Consider the following 24,042-nt stretch of genomic DNA (forward strand, 5'->3'; position numbering starts at 1 on the left):
TGCCGGCAGGGGTTGGATTGGCGACTGACCTTCATGATCGGCGAGGTGGGTTCCACACATGTCGCGACGTGTCGTGGTATGTGTGGACCCATCGGCTCTGGGCCTGCGACCAGTAGTGAGCAAAGTGGGACTCATTCCGGCTGCCCGGGTGTTGGATAGGCGGTACGCCGGAGATGGGGGACACCTGTGAATGACGGCCCGTTGATCGTTCAGTCGGACAAGACCTTGCTGCTCGAAGTGGATCATGAGCGGGCCGACGAGTGCAGGAAGGCGATCGCGCCGTTCGCCGAGCTGGAGCGCGCGCCCGAGCACGTGCACACCTACCGTGTGACGCCGCTGGCGCTGTGGAACGCCCGCGCCGCCGGGCACGACGCCGAGCAGGTGATCGACGCCCTGATCAGCTTCAGCCGCTACCCGGTGCCGCACGCGCTGCTCGTGGACGTGGCCGAGACCATGGCCCGGTACGGCCGCCTCAAGCTGGACAAACACCCCACCCACGGCCTGGTCCTCACCAGCACCGACCGAGCCGTCCTGGAGGAGGTGCTGCGCTCCAGGAAGATCCAGCCGATGCTCGGCGAGCGCCTCCCGGACGACACAGTGGTCGTGCATCCCAGCGAGCGCGGCAACATCAAGCAGGCCCTGCTCAAGCTGGGCTGGCCGGCCGAGGACCTGGCCGGATACGTGGACGGCGAGGCCCATCCGATCCTGCTCACCGAGGAGGGCTGGGAGCTGCGCTCCTACCAGCGGGAAGCGGCCGACGCGTTCTGGCACGGCGGCTCCGGCGTGGTCGTGCTGCCGTGCGGCGCGGGCAAGACCATCGTCGGCGCGGCGGCCATGGCCCGGGCGCAGGCGACCACGCTGATCCTGGTGACCAACACGGTGAGCGTGCACCAGTGGAAGCAGGAGCTGCTCAAACGCACGTCGCTGACGGCCGACGAGATCGGCGAGTACACGGGGACCAAGAAGGAGATCCGTCCGGTCACCATCGCCACCTACCAGGTCATGACGGCCAAGCGGCAGGGGGCGTACCGGCATCTGGAGCTGTTCGACGCCCGCGACTGGGGGCTGATCGTCTACGACGAGGTGCACCTGCTGCCCGCGCCGATCTTCCGGATGACCGCCGACCTGCAGGCCCGCCGCCGGGTCGGCCTGACCGCCACCCTGGTACGCGAGGACGGCCGGGAAGGCGATGTCTTCTCCCTGATCGGCCCGAAACGGTATGACGCGCCGTGGAAGGAGATGGAGAACCAGGGCTGGATCGCCCCCGCCGACTGCGTCGAGGTCCGGGTCACCCTCACAGACGAGGAACGCCTCGCCTACGCGATGTCCGACAGCGAGGAGCGGTATCGCTTCTGCGCGACCACGCCGTCCAAGACCCGCGTCACCGAGGCCCTGGTGCGGCGTCACGCGGGCGAGCAGGTCCTGGTCATCGGGCAGTACATCGACCAGCTCGACGAGCTCGCCGCGCACCTGGACGCTCCGGTCATCAAGGGCGAGACCCGAGTGCGCGAGCGGGAACGCCTCTACCAGGCCTTCCGCGACAAGGAGATCCAGGTCCTGGTCGTGTCGAAGGTGGCCAACTTCTCCATCGACCTGCCGGAGGCGGCGGTGGCCATCCAGGTCTCCGGGACGTTCGGGTCACGGCAGGAGGAGGCGCAGCGCCTCGGGCGGGTGCTGCGGCCGAAGGCCAGCGGGGGCGGCGCGCGGTTCTACTCGGTGGTGAGCCGCGACACGGTAGATCAGGAGTTCGCCGCGCATCGGCAACGATTCCTCGCGGAACAGGGCTATGCCTACCAGATCATCGACGCCGACGACGTCCTGACATGACAAACCCGGCGGGGCGCACCCCGCCGGGCAACAATAGTTATGTCCACGAAATTCCGCCGGCCCGAGTCAACCGCATCACCCCCTCGCGCCTTGGCCCCCTCAGCCAAGAATTACCAGACAAGCCCGGTTCCGGGCATACCCCTATTGTCCAACCTAATCACGCGATTTGCGCATCTTTTTCGCGCATTTCCCATGCCGATTCAATAAGGTTTCGCAGGGTATTCGGGAGATTACTGCGCGGCCATCCCGCCCACGAACAGCACTCCCTCGGCCACCACCCACGCCACCAGCGCGACCGGCAGCAACCCCGCCCGCCGGGTCAGCCAGGCCGCCACGGTGGCACTCGCCGCGACCACCGCGAACAGCCCCGAAACCGAGGAAACCATGTCAAGCCGCTGCGCGCACGCCTTGCGGTTCTCCCCGTCGGAGCAGAACGCCTCTAGCCCCCACCCCGCGAACACCGACAAACCCCACAGGGCGGCGAGCAACAAGCTCGCGACCATCGGTATCACCGGCGACACCCACGTCCGCGTCATCCCTACCAGGTACCCGGGCAAAGAAACGACAACACCCGCTACCTGGCCCTTCCCCCGGCGTTCCGGTCGGCTTTAACCGGAGAACACCTGGTCAGCGCGCCGGAAACTCGGTTGGTGTCTTCCTCGCGCATGAGTAAGCTCTTGTGTTTCGCTGCCTTGACCACCACCCCGACAGGAGCTCCGGCATGCCCGCCCACCAGCTGGCCCCCGACATACTCGCGGCGGAACGGGAACATCTCGCGATCTCCCGCGCCGCCCTCACCGCGATGCGCGTACACGTCCAGTCGCTCTCCTCCGACGCCGCCGGCGACTGGGTCTCCCGGCAGGTCCTGCAGGGCCTGCTCGACCAGCGGGTGGCCGCCCTCGCCGACCACCCCGACACCCCGCTCTTCTTCGGCCGCCTGGATCGCGGTACGGCTCCCGCCGACGAACTCCCGGGAACGCTGCACGTCGGCCGGCGACACGTACACGACGGAGCGGGCCAGGCGCTCGTCATCGACTGGCGCGCCCCCGTCTCCCGGGCGTTCTACCAGGCCAGCCCCGCCGAGCCGATGGGCGTCTCGCGACGGCGCCGGTTCGGCTACCAGGCCGGAGAACTCACCGCCTTCGAAGATGAGGACCTCACCCACGGCGGCACGCTCGGCACCTCCAAGATCCTCACCGACGAGATCGAACGCCCCCGCACCGGCCCGATGCGCGACATCGTCGCCACCATCCAGCCCGACCAGGACGAGATCGTCCGCGCCGACCTGGGCGTGACCGTCTGCGTCCAGGGCGCCCCCGGCACCGGCAAAACCGCCGTCGGCCTGCACCGAGCCGCCTACCTGCTGTTCACCCACCGCGAGAAGCTGTCCCGCTCCGGCGTGATGATCGTGGGCCCGAACCGCGCCTTCCTGTCCTACATCTCCTCGGTGCTGCCCGCCCTCGGCGAGGTCAAGGTCGACCAGACCACCGTGGCCGGCATCCTCGGCGACCACGCCCACCCCGAGGACCCCGCCATCGCCACCATCAAGGCCGACGCCCGGATGGCGCCCGTGCTCAGGCGCGCCCTCTGGCTGCACGTCACCAAGCCCGAGGAAGGCGTCCTGGTCACCCGGGGCGTCAACCGTTACCGCGTCGCCGACTACGAAGTCCGCGAGATCGTGGCCTCCCTGCGCGGCACAACCCGCTACAACCCCGGGCGTACGGCCCTGGCCCAGCGGCTGGCCCATGCGATCCTGGTCCAGATGGAGCGCCGCGGCGAGTCCCCCGACGACCGCGTCCAGGACGCCGTCGCCCGCTCCAAGCCCGTCAAGCAGGTCATCGACCAGACGTGGCCCAAACTCACGCCGGAACAGGTCCTGCATCGCCTGCTGAGCGACTCCGCCTTCCTCGCCCAGGCCGCCAAATCCGACCTGACCCCGCTGGAGCAGCAGGCCCTGCTGTGGCCCAAGCCCGCCAAGTCGTTCCGCTCGGCCAAATGGACCGCCGCCGACGCCGCCCTCCTCGACGAACTCGCCGACCTGATGGACCGCACCCCGTCCCACGGCCACCTGGTGGTCGACGAGGCCCAGGACCTGTCCGCGATGCAACTGCGCGCCCTCGGCCGCCGCTGCCGCACCGGCTCCGCCACCGTCCTCGGCGACCTGGCCCAAGGCACCACCCCTTGGTCGGCCCGCTCCTGGCAGACCGTCCTGCACCACCTCGGCTTCGAAAAGGACTCACAACGCTCCGGCGGCACCGAAACCGCCATCACCGAACTCACCCTCGGCTTCCGCGTCCCCCGCGAAGTCCTCGACTACGCCGCCCGCCTCCTCCCCACCATCGCCCCCGACCTGGCCCCACCCCGCTCCCTCCGCCCCGGCCCCGGCTCCCTCACCATCCACCAAACCGACGACCTCGGATCAGCCCTGACCCAAACCATCACTCAGACCCTCACCCGCGAGGGTTCCATCGGCGTCATCACCCCCGACTCCCTGACCACCGAAATCTCCACCACCCTCACCCTCCCTCACGAGATCCTCACCCCCGACGCACCCACAGATCACCGAGTGCTCCTCATCCCCGCCTCCCTGGCCAAGGGCCTCGAATACGATCACGTAATCCTGGTAGACCCCACTACCATTACCACCGCAGAACCCCAGGGCCTCTCCCGCCTGTACGTCGCCCTCACCCGCGCCGTAACAACCCTGACGATCCTCCACACGACCCCTCTCCCTCCCGAACTAGCCCAGTGATCCCCAACAACACAAAAGCCCTCCGAACGTGGGTTCGGAGGGCTAACGTTTAGCAACGAAGGGCATACAGGGAGTCCGCGCCTCCCAATCAGCCCAAAAAGAGCTTGCCCCGGGGAGCTTGCATGCAGAGGCTAATCCCGGGGCTTCCGTCACCCATGGTAGCGCATGATGAACAGCGCGGAAAGGCCAGCAGTGAACCCCGCCCTCGATCACGCCGTCGAATCGGCGATCTCCGTCGAACGTTTGCGCCCCTACCGAGCGGCCTTCAACGGAGACCGGTCTACGGGACTCAGGCTCTACGCCTGGAACATCGAGATCTCAACCGCCTTCTACGGGTTGCTCCACTGTCTCGAAGTGACCTGTACCACCTTCGGCTCTTCCGCAATCGCATCGCCCACCACGAGGCCGTACACGGTCGGCATCTCGCAGCCGACCACGCGAGCATCATCCGGGTCCTGGGCTACCTCTCCCCCGAAGCCACCCAATGGGCGCGCAAGCACGATCGCGTACCTGAGGCGCTCGCCCGTCGCGCCGATGTATGCGCCGCCCTGGCGCCTACCCGATTCTGAGAACCCCCACAACAAAGGATCACGAGGAGATCGGAGATTCCTCTCTGGTTCCGTCCAGCGCCGCGCGCGCAGTTGTGGTCTGGGTGCCCAGGAGGTTGGCGAAGGGGCGAAGTGTGGTCTTGCCGTCCCGGTAGGCCTGGAATGAGGTGCGCAGGAGGGGAACGGGGAGTCGGGGCTGGCCAGCTGTGGTGAGCCACTCCCAGTAGGAGTCCAGGCGGTTGGTCAGGACGGCGGCGTCCAGTGAACGTGTGCGTACGAAAGCGTCACACTGGTGGCGGTCGATCAGTCCGAGGTTGTAGAGACGCCAGGCGAGGTTGACCGGGGAGACCCACAGGTCGCAGGCGAGCGATGCGAACGAGTCGGCCGTGGGTGTGTGCTGCCGTGCAGCAGTCCTTGCCGACGGACTGGCACGCACCCGAGCGCTCTACCTCCTGGCCGCGAACGCGTCCCAGGTGAATGGGGATCGGCGCGCACGCCCGAGCGCCCTACCGCTGACCATCGTGACCAGTAGGTCGAACGCTCGCGTTAGGGTCCCGCTGTGGACGATGAGCTTGTAATTCGCTATGGCCGCGAAGAGGACATCCCGGCAGTTCTGGAATTCTGGCGCCAGGCAGCCGAGGGAACCGACCGGCACGACGATCCGGCGAAAGTGGCGGCCCTGATCGAGCGAGACCCTGAGTCATTGCTGATCGGCGAGATCGGCGGCGTGCTGGTGGGAACATTGATCGCTGGTTGGGACGGCTGGCGGGCGCACCTCTACCGCCTCGCGGTGTCCCCGGCATTCCGTCGACGCGGGATCGCCTCAGCCCTGATCGTGACAGCCGAGCAGCGGTTCACGGCCTTCGCCGCGTTCCGCGTGGACGCCATGGTGCTCCACGAGAACGAGCTCGCCCATCATGCCTGGAAGGCGGCGGGTTACGGACCACAACCGCAGTGGGGCCGCTGGATCAAAGCGCTGGAGTGAGAATCGACTAGGGGTTGGGGCGCCCGACCCCCCTCTCACACCGCCGGAGATGGGCACGTCGTCACGTCGACCGGATCGGGAGCACGCGCGCCGAGGGGGCAAGTTCGGCGCGGGGGCAAGTTCGGCGCGCGCCGCGTGGCCCTTCGTTCTCGCACCCCGCATTAAAGATGATGCAGTTGCCTTCGGATCGGAGTCGGCACCAACCCTTCCGTCGAGGCTCAATTAATCACCTATGCCGGGCGTACACACAAAAAGGCGGTCCCGGGGTGGGACCGCCTGATCGTGGGAGGTGGGACCTGGTTAGAAGTCCATGTCTCCGCCGCCGGGCATGCCGCCGCCGGCCGGAGCAGGGTTCTTCTCCGGCTTCTCGGCGATGACGGCCTCGGTGGTCAGGAAGAGCGCCGCGATGGAGGCGGCGTTCTGCAGGGCGGAGCGGGTGACCTTGGCCGGGTCGATGATGCCGGTGTCGAACATGTTCACGTACTCACCGGTGGCGGCGTTGAGGCCCTCGCCCGGGGGAAGGTTGCGGACCTTCTCCACCACGACGCCGCCTTCGAGGCCGGCGTTGACGGCGATCTGCTTGAGGGGCTCCTCAAGCGCCTTCTTGACGATCGCGGCGCCGGTGGCCTCGTCGCCGGTGAGTTCGAGCTTGTCGAACGCCTGGGCACTGGCCTGGAGCAGCGCGACGCCGCCGCCGGGGACGATGCCCTCCTCGACGGCCGCCTTGGCGTTGCGGACGGCGTCCTCGATGCGGTGCTTGCGCTCCTTGAGCTCGACCTCGGTGGCCGCGCCCGCCTTGATGACGGCGACGCCGCCGGCGAGCTTGGCGAGGCGCTCCTGGAGCTTCTCGCGGTCGTAGTCGGAGTCGGTGTTCTCGATCTCGGCGCGGATCTGGTTGACCCGGCCAGCGATCGCCTCGGCGTCACCGGCGCCGTCCACGATGGTGGTCTCGTCCTTGGTGACGACGACCTTGCGGGCCTTGCCGAGCACGTCGAGGGTGGCGGACTCGAGCTTGAGGCCGACCTCCTCGCTGACGACCTGGCCGCCGGTGAGGGTGGCGATGTCGCCCAGCATGGCCTTGCGGCGGTCGCCGAAGCCGGGGGCCTTGACGGCCACCGAGCGGAACAGGCCGCGGATCTTGTTGACCACCAGGGTGGCGAGGGCTTCGCCCTCGACGTCCTCAGCGATGATCAGGAGCGGCTTGCCGGCCTGGACGACCTTGTCGAGCAGGGGCAGCAGGTCCTTGTTGGCCGAGACCTTGGAGTTGACCACGAGAATGTAGGGGTCCTCCAGGACCGCCTCCATGCGCTCGGGGTCGGTCACGAAGTAACCCGAGTTGTAACCCTTGTCAAAGCGCATACCCTCGGTGAGCTCGAGCTCCAGCCCGAAGGCGTTGCTCTCCTCGACCGTGATGACGCCTTCCTTGCCGACCTTGTCCATCGCCTCGGCGATCAGCTCGCCGATCTCGGTGTCACCGGCGGAGATGGAGGCGGTGGAGGCGATCTGCTCCTTGGTCTCCACATCCTTGGCCAGCTTGGAGAGCTCCTCGCTGACCCGCTCGACGGCCGCCTCGATACCCTTCTTCAGGGCCATCGGGTTGGCGCCGGCGGCGACGTTGCGCAGACCCTCACGAACCAGGGCCTGGGCCAGCACGGTGGCGGTGGTGGTGCCGTCACCCGCGACGTCATCGGTCTTCTTGGCGACTTCCTTGACCAGCTCGGCCCCGATCTTCTCCCACGGGTCCTCAAGCTCGATCTCCTTGGCGATGGAGACACCATCGTTGGTGATCGTGGGGGCGCCCCACTTCTTCTCCAGCACGACGTTGCGGCCCTTGGGGCCCAAGGTCACCTTGACGGCGTCGGCGAGCTGGTTCATACCGCGCTCAAGACCGCGCCGGGCTTCCTCGTCAAACGCGATCATCTTGGCTGCCATAAGGCTAGACCTCCCAGTAGAGGGTGGCTTCAGCGGACCGAGCCGACGCCCGCGACGGCATGGGGCCGCATATCCCTTCGGCGGACCCCGTCGTCCCGATCCCGTTATTGGCACTCCCAGCTGGGGAGTGCCAACCATCTGTTTAGCACTCTCCCCGTGTGAGTGCAAGCGAAAGCCATGCTGACCAGTACGGATATGCCCCAACCAGGGAGAATCCACCCAACCCCTTGGACAGCATCTCCCACCCAACCCTTCGCGTCCCTCGGACTCTGCTCGCTCTGTCATCCCCGTGGTCGCTCGGATGAAGCGGCAACTTGATCCGAGTGGGGGTATCCCACCCACCCAGCCCTTCGTTTCCCCTCGGGCTCCGCCCGACCCCGCCATCGCCGTGGTTGCCCTCGGGAAGCGACTTGTCATAGCGCGGTGGTTCCCCCACCCACCCAACCCTTTGTCTCCCATCGGGCTCCGCCCGACCCCGCCATCCCGGTGGTGTCCCGAATGAAGGGGCAAAGGATGGGTGGAGGGGACCACCGCGTCGTAGCTGCCGTTTCGAAGCGACGGCCAGGGCGAATGACGGGAGCGGGCGGAGCCCGGAGGCCAATCAGAAGGCTAGGTGGGTGGGTAAACCACCCCGGATACCGCGATGGCGGGAGCGGGCCAAGCCCGGCAATCAAAGGGCCGGACGGGTGGGAGAACCACCCCCAGACACCGCGATGGCGGGAGCGGGCCAAGCCCGGCAATCAAAGGGCTGGGTGGGTGGGAGAACCTCTGGGCACAAGCACCACGCGAATCCCCGGCAACCCCCGCGCCATAGGTCGTATGTCCCGGCTTGGCCGCGCCTGTGTCTGGACTGAGGAACGCAGGTCGCGGAGCGGCCGGAGTGACGAGGGAAGACGCAGGCTGAAGGCGGCCAAGCCCGCCGTGCCGAAGGCGCGGCAATGTCATTGCAAGCCCGCCGATCCGGAGGATCGGCCATAGACACGGCAGAGCCCGGGTGCCGCCCCACGCGGCCTCCGGGCTCTCTCGTCGTTGCCTGGATCAGACGGTCCGGACAGCCTCCGCCTGCGGGCCCTTCTGACCCTGGGTGATGTCGAACTCTACTCGCTGGCCCTGCTCAAGGGCCTTGTAGCCGTCCATCATGATTGCCGAGTAATGGACGAAAACGTCCTTACCACCGTCTACCGCGATGAAGCCGTAGCCCTTGTCCGCGTTAAACCATTTGACGGTGCCCTGCGCCACTTTCCGACTCCTCTTGCTGGGCTGGCGACGGACCATGCCCATTCCACCGCATGGTCCGTGACCTTTCGGGCCGGAAGGATTACGCTCTCTCCGGCCACGTCGATCGTTCTCGACCATACCTGTAGCAAGCGGTGGGACAACAGAGTCAATCCGCACTTCGATTGCGGCAGAACACGCTTCCAAGAAGGCCGGATTTTGGATTTGTGATTACATAGTCGCGAAATGCACCATATGCCATAGCACCGATTAAGCTTCGATAACGATAGAACCCCATGTCAACACGGAAACACCCACGCACTGTAGGAGTGCGTGGGTGTGCAGGGGACGTTCGAGGTCAGCCCCCGGCCACCGCCGGGATCACCGAAATCTGTGCCCCGTCCGGCGTCGAAGTCTCCAGTCCGTCGGAGAATCGGACGTCCTCTTCCCCCACGTAGACGTTGACAAAACGCCGGATCTTGCCCGATTCATCGAGGATCCTGGCACCGATGCCGGGGTAGTCCGCGTCCAGCTTGAGCAGGACCTCGCGGAGCGTTCCGCCTTCTCCGGCCACCTCCGACGCGCCCCCGGTGTAGGTACGAAGAATCGTCGGAATCCGCACCGAAACACTCATTTGGCCGCCCTCTTTCGTTGTTCGGAATCAGTTAGTTGGCGAAAGCCGTACGAAATGCGTCGAGGGACGGGCGGATAACCGCCGCCGGACGGGCCTCGGCCGAGACGGCGTCCAGGGTCTTGAGGCCTTCGCCCGTGTTGAGGATCACCGTCTCCGCGCCGGGGTCGAGCTGGCCGTTCTCCACCAGTTTGCGGGTCACGCCGAGGACCACGCCGCCGGCGGTCTCCGCGAACACGCCCTCGGTCCTGGCCAGCAGCCGGATCGCGGCCACGATCTCGGGGTCGGTGACGTCCTCCACGGCGCCGCCGGTGCGCCGCGCGATGTCCAGCACGTAGGGGCCGTCGGCGGGGTTCCCGATGGCCAGCGACTTGGCGATGGTGTTCGGCCGGACCGGCTGGACCACGTCGTGCCCGGCCTTGTACGCGGTCGACACCGGCGAGCACCCTTCGGCCTGGGCCGCGAAGATCCGGTACTCCTTCTCCTCGACCAGACCGAGCCGGATGAGCTCCTTGAACCCCTTGTCGATTTTGGTCAGCTGGGAGCCCGACGCGACCGGAATGACGATCTGATCGGGAATGCGCCAGCCCAACTGCTCGGCTATCTCGTACGCCAGAGTTTTGGACCCCTCCGCGTAGTACGGCCGCAGGTTGACGTTGACGAAGCCCCACTTCTCCCCGAGCGAGTCCCCGATGAGCTCCGAGCAGAACCGGTTGACCTCGTCGTAGGTCCCGTCGATCCCAACCAGCCGCCCGCCGTACACCGACGCCACGACGATCTTGGCTTCTTCCAGGTTGGCGGGGACGAACACGCACGAATCCAACCCGGCCCGGGCCGCGGCCGCGCCGACCGCGCCCGCCAGGTTGCCCGTCGACGAGCAGGACAGCGTGGTGAAGCCGAAGTTCCTGGCCGCCTCGACGGCGATGGCCACCACCCGGTCCTTGAAGGAGTGGGTGGGGTTGCCGGAGTCGTCCTTCACGTACAGGGAGCGCATGCCCAGCTCGCCGGCCAGGTTGTCGGCCTTGACGAGCTTGGTCCAGCCGGGCTGCATGTTGGGCTTGGCCGCCACATCCACGGGGACGGGGAGCAGGCTCCGGTACCGCCAGATATTGGTCGGACCTGATTCGATGTCCGCGCGGGTCACGGGCCCGAACTCGTATGCCACCTCAAGTGGCCCGAAACACTCGATACAAGCGAAATTCGGGCCGATGTCATAGCGGGTTCCGCATTCGCGGCAGGAGAGAGCGGTAGCGGGTCCGAAGTCGGTGCTGAGCGCCATGAAGCGAGGCCTTTCCCTCATCTTCGCCTGCGACCACCCTGGTCACAGGCCGGAATTGGCACCTGTTCCGATCGGCCTCGCCAGGTCACGAGCGCAATCGGAATGGTTGCCGGGGCTTCGCAGGGCCGGTCCCTCCACCCCTCTGGATGAGCAAATATTCAGTTGTCCCAAAGACTGTACATCGCCCCCCCGACAACACTCGACCGCGTCTCACTTGCCGAGATACGCGTCCCCCAGGGCGGACTGGATGTACTTCCGGGCCTGGTGGATGCGGGATTTGGCCGTCCCCAGCGGGATGCCCAGCTGCTCGGCGACCTCCGCGTAGTCGAGCTGCACGATGTCCCGCAGCACCAGCGCGGCGGCCAGTTCCGGCTTCTCCAGCTCCAGCGACTCCATCGCGTCCAGCAGATCCAGCCGGGATCCGGCGATCACGCTCACCCGGTGCGGGTCGGGCCGATGCTCGGGTAATTCCTCGGAGGTCTGCTCGGCCGCCCGCCGCTTCAACGTCCGGTACGTCGTCCGCGCGCAGTTGGCCGTCACGATGTGCAGCCAGGTGCTGAACCGGGACCGCCCCTCGAACCTGCCGATGTTGCGCGCCACCGCCAGCAGCGTGTCCTGACAGGCCTCCTCGGCATCCTGCCGGTAGGGCAGCAGCCGCTCGCAGTGCCGCAGCACGTCGGGTTCGATCCGCTTCAGCAGCCCCCCGAGCGCACGATGATCGCCCCCTGCGGCCGCAGTAGCCAGCTCCTCGGTGGTCTCGTCCAGCGCCATCTCGACCGGCTCCCAAGATCTCCCAAGCGGGGCAGCCCCGGCGTGACAAGGCCGGGCCGCATCGAGCGCCGGAGCGTTTTCCTGACATCCTAACTTTATTAATGTCTCCGCATCGTGGAGTGTGCCGGCAGTGAGCTCAACGTTGATCGCCTCCAACCGCGGTCCCGTCTCGTTCACGCTGTCCGAGGACGGCGCGCTCACCATGCGCCGGGGCGGCGGCGGCCTGGTCTCCGGCCTGTCCGAGGTGGCCAGGGATGCCGAGCTCCTGTGGGTCTGCGCCGCGCTCTCGGACGGCGACCGCAGCGCCGTACGGCTCGCGCCCGGCGGCCGCCTGGACGAGGCCGGCTACGACACCGGCCCGCTCCGCATGCTGGACATCGCCCCCGCGGTCTTTCATCGGGCCTATAACGCGGTGGCCAACTCGACGCTCTGGTTCGTCAGCCACCTGCTCTACAACACCCCGTTCACCCCCCATTTCGATGGAAGGTTCCAGCGGGAGTGGGAGTCCTACCAGGACTACAACGGCGCGTTCGCGCTGGCGCTGGCCGAGGAGGCGGGCCACGAGGCTCGGGTGATGATCCAGGACTACCATCTCAGCCTGGCCCCGGCGATGCTCCGGGTGGAGCGCCCCGACCTGCGGATCGCCCACTTCTCGCACACGCCATGGGCGCCCCCGGACTACTTCTCGGTGCTGCCGGACGAGGTGGGCGTGGAGATCCTGGAGGGCCTGCTTGGCGCGGATCACGCGGGGTTCCTGACCGCGCGCTGGGCGGATGCCTTCATGGACTGCTGCGAGACGATCCTGGGCGCGCGCGTGGACCGCGCCAGCCGTACCGTCACCTATCAGGACAGGACCACGCGCATCGGGGTGCACGCGCTCGGCGTGGACGGGCCCGCGCTGCGGGCGCGGGCCGCGGAGCCGGATGTGGAGTCACACCTGCAGGTGATCAAGGAGCAGGTCGGGGACCGGCGGCTGATCGTGAGGATCGACCGGACCGAGCTGTCCAAGAACATCGTCCGGGGCATGGCCGCCTACCGGGAGTTCCTGGCCGAACATCCGGAATGGCACGGCAAGGTGGTGCATCTGGCGTTCGCCTACCCGTCCCGGCACGATCTGCCGGAATACCGGGAGTACACGGCGGCCGTGCAGCGCTGCGCCAAGGAGATCGAGGATGAGTACGCGACCGACGACTGGGACCCGCTGATCCTCAACATGAACGACGACTACCCGCGCTCGCTGGCCGCCTACCGGCTGGCGGACGTGCTGCTGGTCAATCCGATCAGGGACGGCATGAACCTGGTCGCCAAGGAAGGGCCGATCCTGTCCCCCCGGTGCGCGCTGGTGCTGTCCCGGGAGGCGGGCGCGGCGGCCGAGCTCGGCGCGGACGCGCTGCTGGTCAATCCGTTCGACGTGTCGGGCACGGCGACCGCCCTGCACGACGCGCTGGTGATGCCGGAACAGGAGCGGATGACCCGGGCGACAAGGCTCCGCGCGGCGGCCACCGCCCTGCCGCCGCAGCGCTGGTTCGCCGATCAGCTCCAGGCACTCGCCTGATACTTTTGTCCTGATATTTTACTAATCAGGGGAATAACTGGTGACAACGACCACCCGGGCCATCACGTTCACCAGGGACCGGCCGACATGGCTGATCTATCTCATTCTCGCCACCTTCTCCAGCTACCTGTACGGCCTGTCGGCCGCCATCCCGCTGCTGCGCGCCGAACTCGGCCTCACCCAGGCGGTCGCCGGGCTGCACGCCACCGGCATGGCCATCGGCTCGATCATCACCGGCCTGGCCATCCCCGCGATCACGGCCAGGATCGGCCGCCGCGCCGCCTGCTGGACGGGCATCGCCGGCATGAACGTCGGCATGCTCATCGTCGCCTTCGGCCAGGTCCTGCCGGTCACCCTGCTCGGCTACACGATCGCCAGCGGCATGGCGGGGATCACCCTGTTCATCTCCATGGCCGTGCTCAGCGAGCACCACGGCGCGGCGGGCCCGGCCGCGATCGCCGAGGCCAACGCGGTCGGGGTGCTCCCCGGCATCGTGGCCTCCTACGCCTTCAGCGTGCTGGCGGGCACGGTGCTGGGCTGGCGGGCGGCGCTGTTCGTGCCGCTCATCCTGTCGGCGCTGCTGGCGCTGACCATGTTCCGGGTCTGGGTGCCCGAGCGCCCAGCCGCGCCCGTGCAGAAGCACGGGCCGCGCGTTCCCTACGGGCGGCGCTTCCACCTGGCCGGTGCGGTGTTGTTGTGCTGCGTGGCGCTGGAATTCTCGTTCAACATGTGGGCGGCGGAGTTACTTGCCCAGCGGACCGGGCTGAGCGCCGCCTCCGCCACCACCGGGCTGACCGCGATGCTGATCGGCGTCGCCCTCGGCCGGCTCGGCGGGGTCCAGCTCGCGCTGCGCTTCCGCGTCGACGTGGTGCTGGTCGGCGCCCTGCTGCTGGCGCTCACCGGCTGGGCGGTGTTCTGGACCACCACGATCACCGTCGTCGCGTACGCCGGACTGGTGATCACCGGCCTGGGCATCGCGCTGCAGTTCCCGATGGCGCTGAGCCGGCTGATCGAGGCCTCCGGCGGGCGGCCGGACCAGGCCTCGGGGGCGGCGTCGGTATGGGCGGGGTTCGGCTCCGGCGCCTCGCCGCTCGTGCTCGGCGCGCTCGGCGACGGATTCGGCACCCACACCGCGTTCTTGATGGCCCCCGTCCTGATCGGCCTGGCGACCGGCGCGGTGCTCAGTTCCAGGCAGCCCGCTTGAGGATGGTGGCGAGCCCCCGGGTGCGCCACTGGTCCACGATCAGGATCTTCGAGCTGGGCAGGAACCACTCACGCTGGTGGAAGTAGCCCTTCACGGTGGACTTGGTCTGCCCGATGTGCATGCAGGCGGCCTTCCAGTCCCGGTAGTGCGCCTTGTGATCTGGCCCGATCTGGCGCAGGCCCTTCTCGGCCAGCTTGAACTCGCCGATCCACAGGTTCTTGTCGTAGACGCAGGGGCCGACATCGCTGGCGGGGTAGAAGGGGCGGCTCGGCTCGTACGGGGTGAAGCCCTCGTGGCCGATCTTGATGGCGGCCGGGCCGAGCACCCAGAAGCTCCGGCAGCCGGAGTCGCGGAAACCGCTCTGCTTCGGGCAGGAGCCGGTGACCACGCGGGTCCAGTCGGGGCTGACCTTGTAGACCTTCCAGGCCTTCGGGATGGTCAGGGTCAGGCCCTTGCGCAGGTGCAGCGGTTTGGTGGTCGAGGCGGAGGCCGGGAAGGGAATGGCCGCCACCAGCGCGAGACCGCACGCCACTAACAGAATCGTTCGTTTCAGCATGCCGAGCAGGCTACTGATCCCGGCTTGTAATCGACTTGTGGAGTGTTTCAAGAAGGGCGACCACCCCGGCGGGCCCGTCCACGACGACGTCGCAGACCTCGGTGAGCGCGGCGACCTCGCTGGAGCCGCTGCACACCCGGACCCCGGGAAGGCTGGAATCGGCGACCGCGGCGAAAGCGGCCAGATCCCCCAGGTCGTCTCCGACGAACATGACCGAGCGCGCGGCGGTCTCGGCCAGCAAGGCGCGCAGCGCGCGGCCCTTGTCCATCCCGGGCCCGCGCAACTCCAGCACCTTGCGCCCGGGTTCGACGACCAGCCCAGCCCGCTCGGCGAGCCGCGCCACCGGTTCCCGCAGCTCCTCCAGCACGGCGTCGGGGTCGGCGCAGTTGCGGGTGTGTACGGCTACCGCCCGCCCCTTGTCCTCGATCTTCACCCCGTCGGCCAGGGTGGCGACAAGGGCGGGGAGCTCGTTGCGTACCAGCTCGAGGCCGGACGGCGGCGGGGGCGCGACGGTCTCGCCGCCCTCCCAGCGCTCCAGGCCGTAGTGCCCGAGGATGAGCAGGCCGGGCACGTCGATCAGGTCGGGCCCCTCCGGGGTGTCGCCCAGCGCGAGCGCGGTGCTCGGCGGGCGGCCGGTGATGATCGCGATCCGGGCGACCTGCCCGGCCAGGCGGATGAGCGCGGCCGGCGCGGCCGGGTGGATCCAGGCGGCCGACGGGTCGGCCACGATCGGGGCGAGCGTGCCGTCGAAGTCGAGGGCGATCACCGCGCCCCCGGGATCCTCGGCGATGGCGGCCAGGCCCGTCGCGCCGGTCTCGGTGAGCACTCGCACGGCTTTCCCCTCTGTCGTGCTTGTCGTCATGCCAAGCGTACGTACCTAGCCGGATTCGCCCGTACGGCGGGCGGCGCGGTCGCGGCGGCGGCTGCCGCGCAGCCGGAGCAGGCGGTTGACCAGCGCGGGATCGGCGGCCAGCGCCTCGGGACGGTCGATCAGCTCGCCCAGGAGCTGGTAGTAGCGGGTGGTGGAGAGGCCGAAGGTGTCCTTGATCGCCTGCTCCTTGGCGCCGGGGTAGCGCCACCGTTGGTTCTCGAATTCGAGGATCTGCCGGTCCCGTTCGGATAGCTCGTCCACTATGTCCCCCTCGGGGCAAGGGATCTCATCGTAGCCCGGCGACCGGGGTGATCAAGTACCCATAACCGTACGTATCGGACTGTTCACGGAAACGTCAGATTGAATCATCGATGCGTGCCAGAATGTTGCCCCAAGATCCAAGGGAGCGGCCGATGAGGATGCTGCTGCTCGGGGTGCTCCCCACCTGTCTGGCCGCCTGCCTGGTGACGGGGGCGGCGGCCGTACCGGGGCCGAAGGACGGGCTCGCCGAGAACGCGCGCGGTCGCCAGTGGCCGCTGCGCGCGATGGATGTCCAGGAGGCCTGGCAGCGCAGCCGGGGCGCCGGGGTGACCGTGGCGGTCCTGGACACCGGCGTGGACCCGCGCCACCCCGACCTGGCCGGCGTGGTGGTGCGGGGCCCCGACCTGACCGGGGCCGACCGGACCAGGTCCGGGCGGCACGGCACCGCCATGGCCAGCCTGATCGCCGGACGCGGCCACGGCGCCGGCCGGACGCTCGGCGTGCTGGGGGTGGCTCCGGAGGCCCGCATCCTGTCGGTGCGGGTCACCCTGGAGAACGACGACCCGCAGCGCGGCAACGCCCGGATCAGCGCCCGCGGCCGGCTGGCGTTGGCCCGCGGCATCAGGTACGCGGTGGACCACGGCGCCCAGGTCATCAGCATGTCCCTGGGCGGCGGGGAAGGCTCGTACGAGGGCTCCCCCGAGGAGGAGGACGCGGTCCGCTACGCGCTGGGCAAGAGCGTGGTCCTGATCGCGTCGGCGGGCAACGACGGCGCGGGCGCCAACCGGCGCAACTTCCCGGCGGGCTACCCGGGCGTGATCGCGGTCGGCGCGGTGGACGAGCGGCTGCGCCGCGCGCCGTTCTCCAACCGGCACGACTACCTGTCGGTGGTCGCTCCCGGGACCGGGATCGTGAGTGCGGACGGCCCCGACTCCTACCTGATCTCCGACGGCACGAGCTCGGCGGCGGCGTTCGTGGCCGGGGTGGCGGCGCTGGTCAGGTCCCGCTACCCGGCGCTGACCGCGCTGGAGGTCCGGCAGGCCATCCAGCGGAGCGCACGCCACCCCGCCCCCGGACCCGGATACGGGCACGGCGTCGCCAACGCCGAGGGCGCGCTGCTGGCGGCGGAGCAGATGCACCGGATCCCGCTGGCCGCCGTCCCCCGGCAGGCCAGGTCCAGCGTGGCTCACGACCGGTCCCGGGAATTGATCGACATCGGATTGCTGCTGGTGGTGGCGGTGCTGGCGACCCGGGTGGCGATCACCAGGTGAGGGTATCCGGCAGCCCAAGATCCGTTTGACTACGGCCCCGCGATCATTGCCAGAACATGACTTGCCGTCATGTTAGCCCTCCAAGGAGGGGGTATAACGAGGCGTGATTACACAGAGTAGTTTTCCTGTGACCCATTAGCGAGTTCCTTCCGGGGGGAAATACATATGATCCGCCGCATTCTCGTCACCTCTGCCTGCGCCGGCCTGCTCGCTCTCGGCTCCGCCTCGGCCGCCTCGGCCGCCGCCGCGCCCGCCGACGACCCGATCGTCGGCCTGCTGGGCGGCCTGCTCGGTGGCAGTGGCGGTGGCCTGATCGGTGGTCTGCTCGGTGGCAGCAGCGACCCGGTCGGCCAGCTCACCGGCACTCTGAACGACCTCACCAACAGCCTGAGCGGCGTCACCAACGGCGTGGGTGACGTCCTGGAGGCCATTCCCGGGTTGTCGGAAGAGGACCTCAAGGGCTGAGCCAGTCGCGAACAGGGCCTCCACCAGGTGGTGGAGGCCCTTTCCGTTTCAGTTGGCGTGCACCACGTCGTGCACTTCGGCGAAGTGGCAGGCGCTCGGATGATCGGCCCCCGGCCGGATCTGCAGCAGCGGCTCCTCCTCCGCGCAGATCTCCTGGGCCTTCCAGCACCGGGTCCTGAACCGGCACCCCGAGGGCGGATTGGCCGGCGACGGCGGATCCCCCTGCAGGATGATCCGCTCCCGGTTCTCCCGCCCCTCCGGATCGGGCACCGGCACCGCCGACAGCAGCGCCTGCGTGTACGGATGGGTCGGCCGGTCGTAGATCTCGGTGTCCCGGCCGATCTCCACGATCTTGCCCAGGTACATCACCGCGACCCGGTCGGAGATGTGGCGGACCACCGACAGGTCGTGCGCGATGAAGATGTAGGCCAGATCGAACTCGTTCTGCAGCCGCTCCAGCAGGTTGATCACCTGCGCCTGGATGGACACGTCCAGCGCCGACACCGGCTCGTCACAGACGATGACCTCCGGCTGGAGCGCCAGCCCGCGGGCGATGCCGATGCGCTGCCGCTGACCCCCGGAGAACTGGTGCGGATACCGGTTGATGTGATCGGGATTGAGCCCGACCACGTCCAGCAGTTCCTGCACCTTCTTCCGCCGGTCACCCTTCGGCGCCACCTCGGAGTGGATCTCGAACGGCTCCCCGACGATGTCGCCCACGGTCATCCGCGGGTTCAGCGAGGTGTACGGATCCTGCATCACCATCTGGATGTTGCGCCGGATCCGCTTCAGATCCGCGCCCTTGGCGTTGGCCAGATCCTTCCCGGCCACCCGGACCGTGCCCGAGGTCGGGGTCTCCAGCGCCATCAGCAGCTTGGCCAGCGTGGACTTGCCACAGCCGGACTCGCCCACGATGCCCAGCGTCTCGCCGCGGTGCAGGTCGAACGAGACCCCGTCCACCGCCTTGATCGCGCCGATCTGCCGCTTGACCACGATGCCCTGGGTCAGCGGGAAGTGCTTGACCAGGTCGCGGACCTCCAGGACGGGCTCACCTTTCGACGCCATCGAGGACCTCCCTCCAGTAGTGGCAGGCGCTGCTGCGGGTGCCGCTGATCTCGTGCAACGGGGGCACGTCGGTCACGCAGTTGTCCTGGCGGTAAGGGCAGCGCGGGTTGAAGGCGCAGCCGGTGGGCATGTCCAGCAGGTTCGGTGGCAGGCCCTTGATCGCGTACAGGTCCTGGCCCTTCTGGTCGACCCGGGGGATCGATTCCAGCAGGCCCTTGGTGTAGGGGTGGGCCGGAGTCTTGTAGACGTCGTGCACGGGGGCGTTCTCGACGATGCGGCCGCCGTACATGACCGCGATCTTGTCGGCCACGTCGGCGACCACGCCGAGGTCGTGGGTGATCAAGATCATGGCCATGTTGCTCTCCCGCTGGAGCTCGGCCAGCAGTTCCATGATCTGGGCCTGCACGGTGACGTCCAGCGCCGTGGTCGGCTCGTCCGCGATCAGGACATCGGGGTCCAGGGCGATGGACATGGCGATCATGATGCGCTGCCGCATGCCGCCGGAGAACTGGTGCGGGTAGTCGTGCACGCGCTGGCGAGCGGCCGGGATGCGGACCCGGTCCATCAGCTCGATCGCCTTGGCGTACGCGGCCTTCTTGCCCATGCCCCGGTGCACCCGGAACATCTCGGCGATCTGCCAGCCCACGGTGAACACCGGGTTGAGCGCCGACAGCGCGTCCTGGAAGACCATCGCGATCTGCTGACCGCGGATCTGGGTCCTGGCGTTCTCCGAGAGTTTGAGCAGGTCGGTGCCGCGGAACCGGATCTCGCCCTTCGGGATGCGCGCGGGCGGCATGTCCAGGATGCCCATGATCGCCTGAGCGGTCACCGACTTGCCAGAGCCGGACTCGCCCAGCACGGCCAGCGTCTCTCCGGCGTTCAGGGCGTAGGAGACACCGTTGACCGCGCGGGCCACGCCCTGCCGGGTCGCGAATTCCACGTGCAGGTTGTCGACCGCCAGCAACGGGGCGGTGCCGAGGGTGTCCGCGGGCAGCAGATGCGTGTCGACGGATGGGTTTTTCACTTCTGGCACCTCCTATCGAAGCTTCGGGTCGAGCGCGTCCCGTACGGCGTCGCCGAGCATGACGAACGCCAGCACGGTGATGCTCAGGAACAGCGCGGGGAACAGCAGCGGCGCGGGCGCCTCCAGGAACCGGTTCCGGCCGTCGGCGATCATCAGACCCCACGAGATGTCCGGCGACTGGATGCCGACGCCGAGGAACGACAGCGCGGCCTCGGCGGCGATGAACACGCCCAGGTTCATTGTGGTGACCACGATGACCGGAGTCAGCGCGTTGGGCAGGATGTGCCGGACCATGATCCGGATCGGTCCCGCCCCGAGTGCCTTGGCGGCCAGCACGAAGTCCTGGTTCTTGGTGGTGATCACCGCGGCCCGCATGATGCGCAACACCAGCGGCCAGGCCAGCAGCGACAGGGCCAGCACCACGCTGCCGATGCCCGCGTTGTCGCGGCCGATGACGGCCAGGATGAGCAGCGCGCCGAGGATCGACGGGATGGCGAAGAAGATCTCCGCGATCCGGGACAGGAGCACGTCGGTCCATTTGCCGAAGAACCCGGCGAGCAGCCCCAGGGTGCCGCCGACCAGCGAGGTGACGATAGTGGCGACGACGCCCACGATGATCGAGACGCGAGCGCCGTAGATCACCCGCGAGTAGGTGTCACAGCCCAGGTTGTCGCTGCCGAACCAGTGCGTGCCGTCGAGGCCGTCCCGGGCCCTGGTCAGGTCGCAGGTGGAGGGGTCGAAGGCGTTCACCGGCGAGAACAGCCAGGGGAACGCCGCGATGATCACCAGCAGCAGCACCAGCGCCGCGCCGAACAGGAAAACCTTGCTGCGCCGCAGGTCATACCACGCGTCCGACCACAGGCTGGCAGGCTTCTTGGCCTTCTCCGGCTTGGCGTCCTTGGCCGGCGAGGCCGTGATCGTGGAGTTACTCATAGCGGATCCTGGGGTCGAGTACGGCGTACAGCAGGTCGACGATCAGGTTGGCCAGAATGTAGATCAGCACCAGGACCGTGACAATCCCCACCACCACCGAGTTCTCCCGGAGGTAGACGGAGGTGAACAGCTGCTGGCCGATGCCGGGCAGGTTGAAGATGGTCTCGGTGATGACCGCGCCGCCCATCAGCGTGCCGAGGTCGGCGCCCAGATAGGTGACCAGCGGAATCAGCGAGTTCCGCAGCGCGTGCCTGCCGAGCACCCGCCGCCGCGGCATGCCCTTGGCGATCGCGGTCCTGACGTAGTCCGACCGCAGCGTCTCCATCAGGCTGGTTCTGGTCAGCCGGGTCAGGTACGCGATGGACGTGCCCGCCAGCACCGCCCCGGGGACAAGGTAGCTACGCCAGCCGTCGGCGACGCCCGTGACCGGGAAGAAGTCGATCCCGGTCGAGAGCTTCAGCTGCACGCCGAGGAGCAGCTGCAGCAGGAAGCCGCTCACCAGGGTGGGGATGGAGACCAGCATCAGCGTGACGGCCAGGATGCCGGTGTCCGACCACCGGCCGCGGCGCAGCGCCGCGATGAGGCCGAGCCCGATGCCCACGACGGCCTCGATGAACAGGGCCATCAGCGCGAGATTGAGGGTGACCTGGAATTTGCCCTCGAAGATGGTCGACACGGGCAGGCCGCGGAAGGTCGTTCCGAAGTCGCCGGTGAAGATGTCCCGGATGTAGTAGCCGTACCGGACGATCAGCGGGTCGTTGAGATGGAACAGTTCCCGCATGGTCTGGGCGAATACGGGGTCGACGCGCCGGTCACCGGCCAGGGCCTGCAGGGGGTCGCCCGGCAGCGCGTAGACGATTGCGAAAATGAGGAACGTGGTGCCAAGCAGCACAGGGATCGCCTGAAGCAGGCGCCTGACAACGTAGCGGCCCATTCGGTCTCCCGATCATGACAAAGGGCAGCCCACTTGCAACCGAGCGGGCTGCCCTTAAGAGTGATGGCGCATCCCGGGTGACTACAAGAGCCACCCGGAATGAGATCCGCCTAGGCCTTCTCTACGTTGAAGAGGTCGATCCGCTCGAACGGGTCGATCTTCACGTTCTTCACGTGCTGGGAGTAGGCGCCGTTGGTCTGGTAGAAGTAGACCGGGATGTAGGGGAGCTCCTTCAGCAGGATGTCGTCCGCCGCCTGGTAGGCCGCGATGCCCTCTTCCAGCGTCTTGGCCGAGTCGCCCGCCTTGAGGTGCTCCTCGAACTCCTTGTTGTTGAAGCCCGAGTAGTTCGAGGACGCGTTCGCCGCGAAGATCGGCTTGAGGTAGTTCTCCGGCGACGGGTAGTCCATGATCCACGCCATCCGGAAGCCGCCCTTCCACTTCTTGGCGCCCAGGTCGTCGAGGATCGTGGCGAACTTCTCCACCGGCTTCGGCGTCACCTCGGCGCCGAGGTTGGTGCGCAGGTTGTTCGCGACCGCCTCGATCCACTCCTTGTGGCCGCCGTCGGCGTTGTAGCCGATCTCGATCGCGCCCAGGCTCGCGCCGCCGGCCTTGTCGAACAGCTCCTTGGCCTTGACCGGGTCGTACGTGCAGGCCTCGCCGCAGGCGCCCTGGCGGTAACCGGAGACGACCGGGCTGATGAAGTCGTCGGCCGGGACCCGGGTGCCGGAGAAGACGGTCTCGGTGATGGTCTTGCGGTCGATCGCCATCGAGACGGCCTTACGGACGTCCGCGTTCTTGGCGTAGTCGGCGCCGGTCTTGATCGGGAAGCCGATGTAGCCGATACCGGAGGAGGGCTGCTCGATGTAGCGGTCGCCGAACTCGGCCTTGGCGCTGCCGATGGCCTCGGCGGGCAGCTGGTCCATGATGTCCAGGTTGCCGGCCTGCAGGTCGCGGTAGGCGGCGTTCAGGTCGAGGTAGATCTGGAAGTTGACCGCGTCGATCTTGGCCTTGCCCTCCTTGTAGTCGTCGTTGCGGACGACGGAGATGGCCTGGTCCTTGCCCCGCTCCCACGGCTTGGCCATCTTGAACGGGCCGTTGCCGATCGGGCTCTTGCCGTACGCCTCGGTGACCTTGCCGTCAGGACCGAAAGCGGCCTTGGGCATGGGGTAGAAGGCGGTGTAGCCCAGCATCGTCGGGAAGCCGGAGAACGGGTTGGTCAGCGCGACCGTGAAGGTCAGGTTGTCCACGACCTTGAGGCCGGAAAGCGTGGTGGCGGTGGCCGCGGGCGCGACCTGCTCGCCCTCGCCGTCCGGGTCGACCGGGTTCATCTCGGCATAGCCCTGGATGCTGCCCATGAAATAGTTGCCTTCGTACGCGTTGGCGCCGTTGGCGGTGTAGTTCCAGGAGTCCACGAAGCTCTGCGCGTCGACGGGGGTGCCGTCGTGGAACTTGTAGCCATCCTTGAGTTTGATGGTCCAGTTGGTCTGGTCGTCCGAAGTGATCGACTCGGCGATCTGGTTGATCGGCTTCTTCTCGGCGTCGTAGTTCACCAGGCCGATGAAGAGCGCATTGAGCACCTCGGCGCCGCTGGTCTCAGCGGTGTTGCCCGGGACGAGTTCGTGCTGGGGTTCGGCGATCTCGACCCGCACCGGCTGAGTGGCGGGGGCACTGCCACCGGCCTCCGGGGCGTCGCTGCCGCCACAGGCGGCGACCGCGAGCGCGAGCAGCGCGGAGCCGGCGATGATCTGTGCGCCCTTGGTTACGCGCATAGTAAGTTGATCCTCCCTCAAAGGATGGGCTACGGCGCTGAGCTGCGAAATGTCCTTGCCAAGCGCCACCTGGCCCCTTATGGGGGCCCGGATTTGCAAGCACGGTCAAAACAGCTGACGCCCTGCCAGTCGTCCGCGAGCATCCCTCACCACCTGCTGCAGACTTGTCTCTGCTGCGTTGCAGTTCGGTCACA

The 24,042-nt window shown here is 67.8% G+C and carries 22 protein-coding genes and 1 riboswitch; of the genes, 7 read left to right on the top strand and 15 right to left on the bottom strand.

The window, feature by feature from the left end; all coding sequences use genetic code 11:
* The first annotated feature begins 186 nt into the window (after positions 1–186).
* Complete coding sequence (locus tag ABGB08_RS06150; protein ID WP_347587182.1) at positions 187–1,827, top strand: DNA repair helicase XPB; 1,641 nt, start codon at positions 187–189, stop codon at positions 1,825–1,827.
* A gap of 230 nt (positions 1,828–2,057) precedes the next feature.
* On the opposite strand, the gene ABGB08_RS06155 is transcribed toward ABGB08_RS06150, so the two are convergent.
* The gene (locus tag ABGB08_RS06155) at positions 2,058–2,330 is read right to left on the bottom strand and encodes a hypothetical protein (protein WP_347587184.1); all 273 of its coding nucleotides are present in this window, start codon (positions 2,328–2,330) and stop codon (positions 2,058–2,060) included.
* Positions 2,331–2,548: 218 nt separating this feature from the next.
* Here ABGB08_RS06155 and ABGB08_RS06160 point away from each other — a divergent pair, with 218 nt between their 5' ends.
* Positions 2,549–4,579 (top strand): ATP-binding domain-containing protein, encoded by a 2,031-nt coding sequence (locus ABGB08_RS06160; RefSeq protein ID WP_347587186.1) that lies wholly within the window; start codon positions 2,549–2,551, stop codon positions 4,577–4,579.
* 588 nt (positions 4,580–5,167) lie between these two features.
* Here ABGB08_RS06160 and ABGB08_RS06165 read toward each other — a convergent pair.
* On the bottom strand, positions 5,168–5,563 hold the full coding sequence (locus ABGB08_RS06165) for a hypothetical protein (protein WP_347587188.1): 396 nt from the start codon (positions 5,561–5,563) through the stop codon (positions 5,168–5,170).
* 123 nt (positions 5,564–5,686) lie between these two features.
* Here ABGB08_RS06165 and ABGB08_RS06170 point away from each other — a divergent pair, with 123 nt between their 5' ends.
* Entirely contained in the window at positions 5,687–6,112 is a 426-nt protein-coding gene (locus ABGB08_RS06170) for a GNAT family N-acetyltransferase (RefSeq protein ID WP_155358974.1), read from the top strand.
* A 300-nt stretch (positions 6,113–6,412) separates the two neighbouring features.
* Here ABGB08_RS06170 and groL read toward each other — a convergent pair whose 3' ends face one another.
* The 5 genes from groL to ABGB08_RS06195 all read right to left on the bottom strand — a co-directional run bounded on the left by groL (position 6,413) and on the right by ABGB08_RS06195 (position 11,940).
* Entirely contained in the window at positions 6,413–8,044 is a 1,632-nt protein-coding gene (gene groL, locus ABGB08_RS06175) for a chaperonin GroEL (RefSeq protein ID WP_347587190.1), read from the bottom strand.
* 1,038 nt (positions 8,045–9,082) lie between these two features.
* Complete coding sequence (locus tag ABGB08_RS06180; RefSeq protein ID WP_030452168.1) at positions 9,083–9,283, bottom strand: cold-shock protein; 201 nt, start codon at positions 9,281–9,283, stop codon at positions 9,083–9,085.
* Between the two features lie 334 nt (positions 9,284–9,617).
* The gene (locus tag ABGB08_RS06185; RefSeq protein WP_155361582.1) at positions 9,618–9,893 is read right to left on the bottom strand and encodes a MoaD/ThiS family protein; all 276 of its coding nucleotides are present in this window, start codon (positions 9,891–9,893) and stop codon (positions 9,618–9,620) included.
* A 31-nt stretch (positions 9,894–9,924) separates the two neighbouring features.
* Positions 9,925–11,169 carry a threonine synthase gene (gene thrC / locus ABGB08_RS06190; RefSeq protein ID WP_347587193.1) on the bottom strand — a complete coding sequence of 415 codons (1,245 nt, stop codon included), beginning with the start codon at positions 11,167–11,169 and terminating at the stop codon, positions 9,925–9,927.
* A 14-nt stretch (positions 11,170–11,183) separates the two neighbouring features.
* Positions 11,184–11,322: riboswitch (SAM riboswitch) on the bottom strand.
* Positions 11,323–11,379: 57 nt separating this feature from the next.
* The gene (locus ABGB08_RS06195; protein ID WP_347587195.1) at positions 11,380–11,940 is read right to left on the bottom strand and encodes an RNA polymerase sigma factor; all 561 of its coding nucleotides are present in this window, start codon (positions 11,938–11,940) and stop codon (positions 11,380–11,382) included.
* A gap of 130 nt (positions 11,941–12,070) precedes the next feature.
* Between ABGB08_RS06195 and ABGB08_RS06200 the strand changes: the two genes are divergently transcribed.
* On the top strand, positions 12,071–13,495 hold the full coding sequence (locus ABGB08_RS06200; protein ID WP_347587197.1) for a trehalose-6-phosphate synthase: 1,425 nt from the start codon (positions 12,071–12,073) through the stop codon (positions 13,493–13,495).
* Positions 13,496–13,535: 40 nt separating this feature from the next.
* On the top strand, positions 13,536–14,699 hold the full coding sequence (locus ABGB08_RS06205) for an MFS transporter (RefSeq protein ID WP_347587199.1): 1,164 nt from the start codon (positions 13,536–13,538) through the stop codon (positions 14,697–14,699).
* Here ABGB08_RS06205 and ABGB08_RS06210 read toward each other — a convergent pair.
* Genes ABGB08_RS06210 through ABGB08_RS06220 form a run of 3 tightly spaced genes read right to left on the bottom strand, consistent with a single transcriptional unit; the run spans position 14,677 to position 16,387 of the window.
* Entirely contained in the window at positions 14,677–15,255 is a 579-nt protein-coding gene (locus ABGB08_RS06210) for a hypothetical protein (RefSeq protein WP_347587201.1), read from the bottom strand. The two genes, ABGB08_RS06205 and ABGB08_RS06210, sit on opposite strands and share 23 nt — an antisense overlap.
* A 10-nt stretch (positions 15,256–15,265) precedes the next feature.
* Positions 15,266–16,117, bottom strand: coding sequence for a trehalose-phosphatase (gene otsB / locus ABGB08_RS06215; protein ID WP_347587203.1), 852 nt, complete (start codon positions 16,115–16,117; stop codon positions 15,266–15,268).
* A gap of 15 nt (positions 16,118–16,132) precedes the next feature.
* A complete protein-coding gene (locus ABGB08_RS06220) occupies positions 16,133–16,387 on the bottom strand; it encodes a DUF3263 domain-containing protein (RefSeq protein ID WP_246269228.1) in 255 nt (84 codons plus the stop codon).
* A 152-nt stretch (positions 16,388–16,539) separates the two neighbouring features.
* Between ABGB08_RS06220 and ABGB08_RS06225 the strand changes: the two genes are divergently transcribed.
* Together ABGB08_RS06225 and ABGB08_RS06230 are read left to right on the top strand one after the other, a co-directional pair.
* Entirely contained in the window at positions 16,540–17,658 is a 1,119-nt protein-coding gene (locus ABGB08_RS06225) for a S8 family serine peptidase (protein WP_347587206.1), read from the top strand.
* 165 nt (positions 17,659–17,823) lie between these two features.
* Positions 17,824–18,123, top strand: coding sequence for a hypothetical protein (locus ABGB08_RS06230; RefSeq protein ID WP_155361591.1), 300 nt, complete (start codon positions 17,824–17,826; stop codon positions 18,121–18,123).
* 48 nt (positions 18,124–18,171) lie between these two features.
* On the opposite strand, the gene ABGB08_RS06235 is transcribed toward ABGB08_RS06230, so the two are convergent.
* The 5 genes from ABGB08_RS06235 to ABGB08_RS06255 form a co-directional block, all read right to left on the bottom strand.
* Positions 18,172–19,188: a dipeptide ABC transporter ATP-binding protein gene (locus ABGB08_RS06235; RefSeq protein ID WP_347587208.1), complete on the bottom strand. Its 1,017-nt coding sequence runs from the start codon at positions 19,186–19,188 to the stop codon at positions 18,172–18,174.
* Positions 19,172–20,212 (bottom strand): ABC transporter ATP-binding protein, encoded by a 1,041-nt coding sequence (locus tag ABGB08_RS06240; RefSeq protein WP_347587211.1) that lies wholly within the window; start codon positions 20,210–20,212, stop codon positions 19,172–19,174. Before ABGB08_RS06240 ends, ABGB08_RS06235 begins: the two co-directional genes overlap by 17 nt.
* 12 nt (positions 20,213–20,224) lie before the next feature.
* Positions 20,225–21,145: an ABC transporter permease gene (locus ABGB08_RS06245; RefSeq protein ID WP_347587213.1), complete on the bottom strand. Its 921-nt coding sequence runs from the start codon at positions 21,143–21,145 to the stop codon at positions 20,225–20,227.
* Complete coding sequence (locus ABGB08_RS06250) at positions 21,138–22,079, bottom strand: ABC transporter permease (protein ID WP_347587215.1); 942 nt, start codon at positions 22,077–22,079, stop codon at positions 21,138–21,140. Before ABGB08_RS06250 ends, ABGB08_RS06245 begins: the two co-directional genes overlap by 8 nt.
* A 110-nt stretch (positions 22,080–22,189) precedes the next feature.
* Positions 22,190–23,848, bottom strand: a complete 1,659-nt coding sequence (locus ABGB08_RS06255; RefSeq protein ID WP_347587217.1) for an ABC transporter substrate-binding protein — start codon at positions 23,846–23,848, stop codon at positions 22,190–22,192.
* Positions 23,849–24,042 lie beyond the last annotated feature (194 nt).

This window comes from Acrocarpospora sp. B8E8, assembly GCF_039871605.1.
Taxonomy (GTDB): domain Bacteria; phylum Actinomycetota; class Actinomycetes; order Streptosporangiales; family Streptosporangiaceae; genus Acrocarpospora; species Acrocarpospora macrocephala.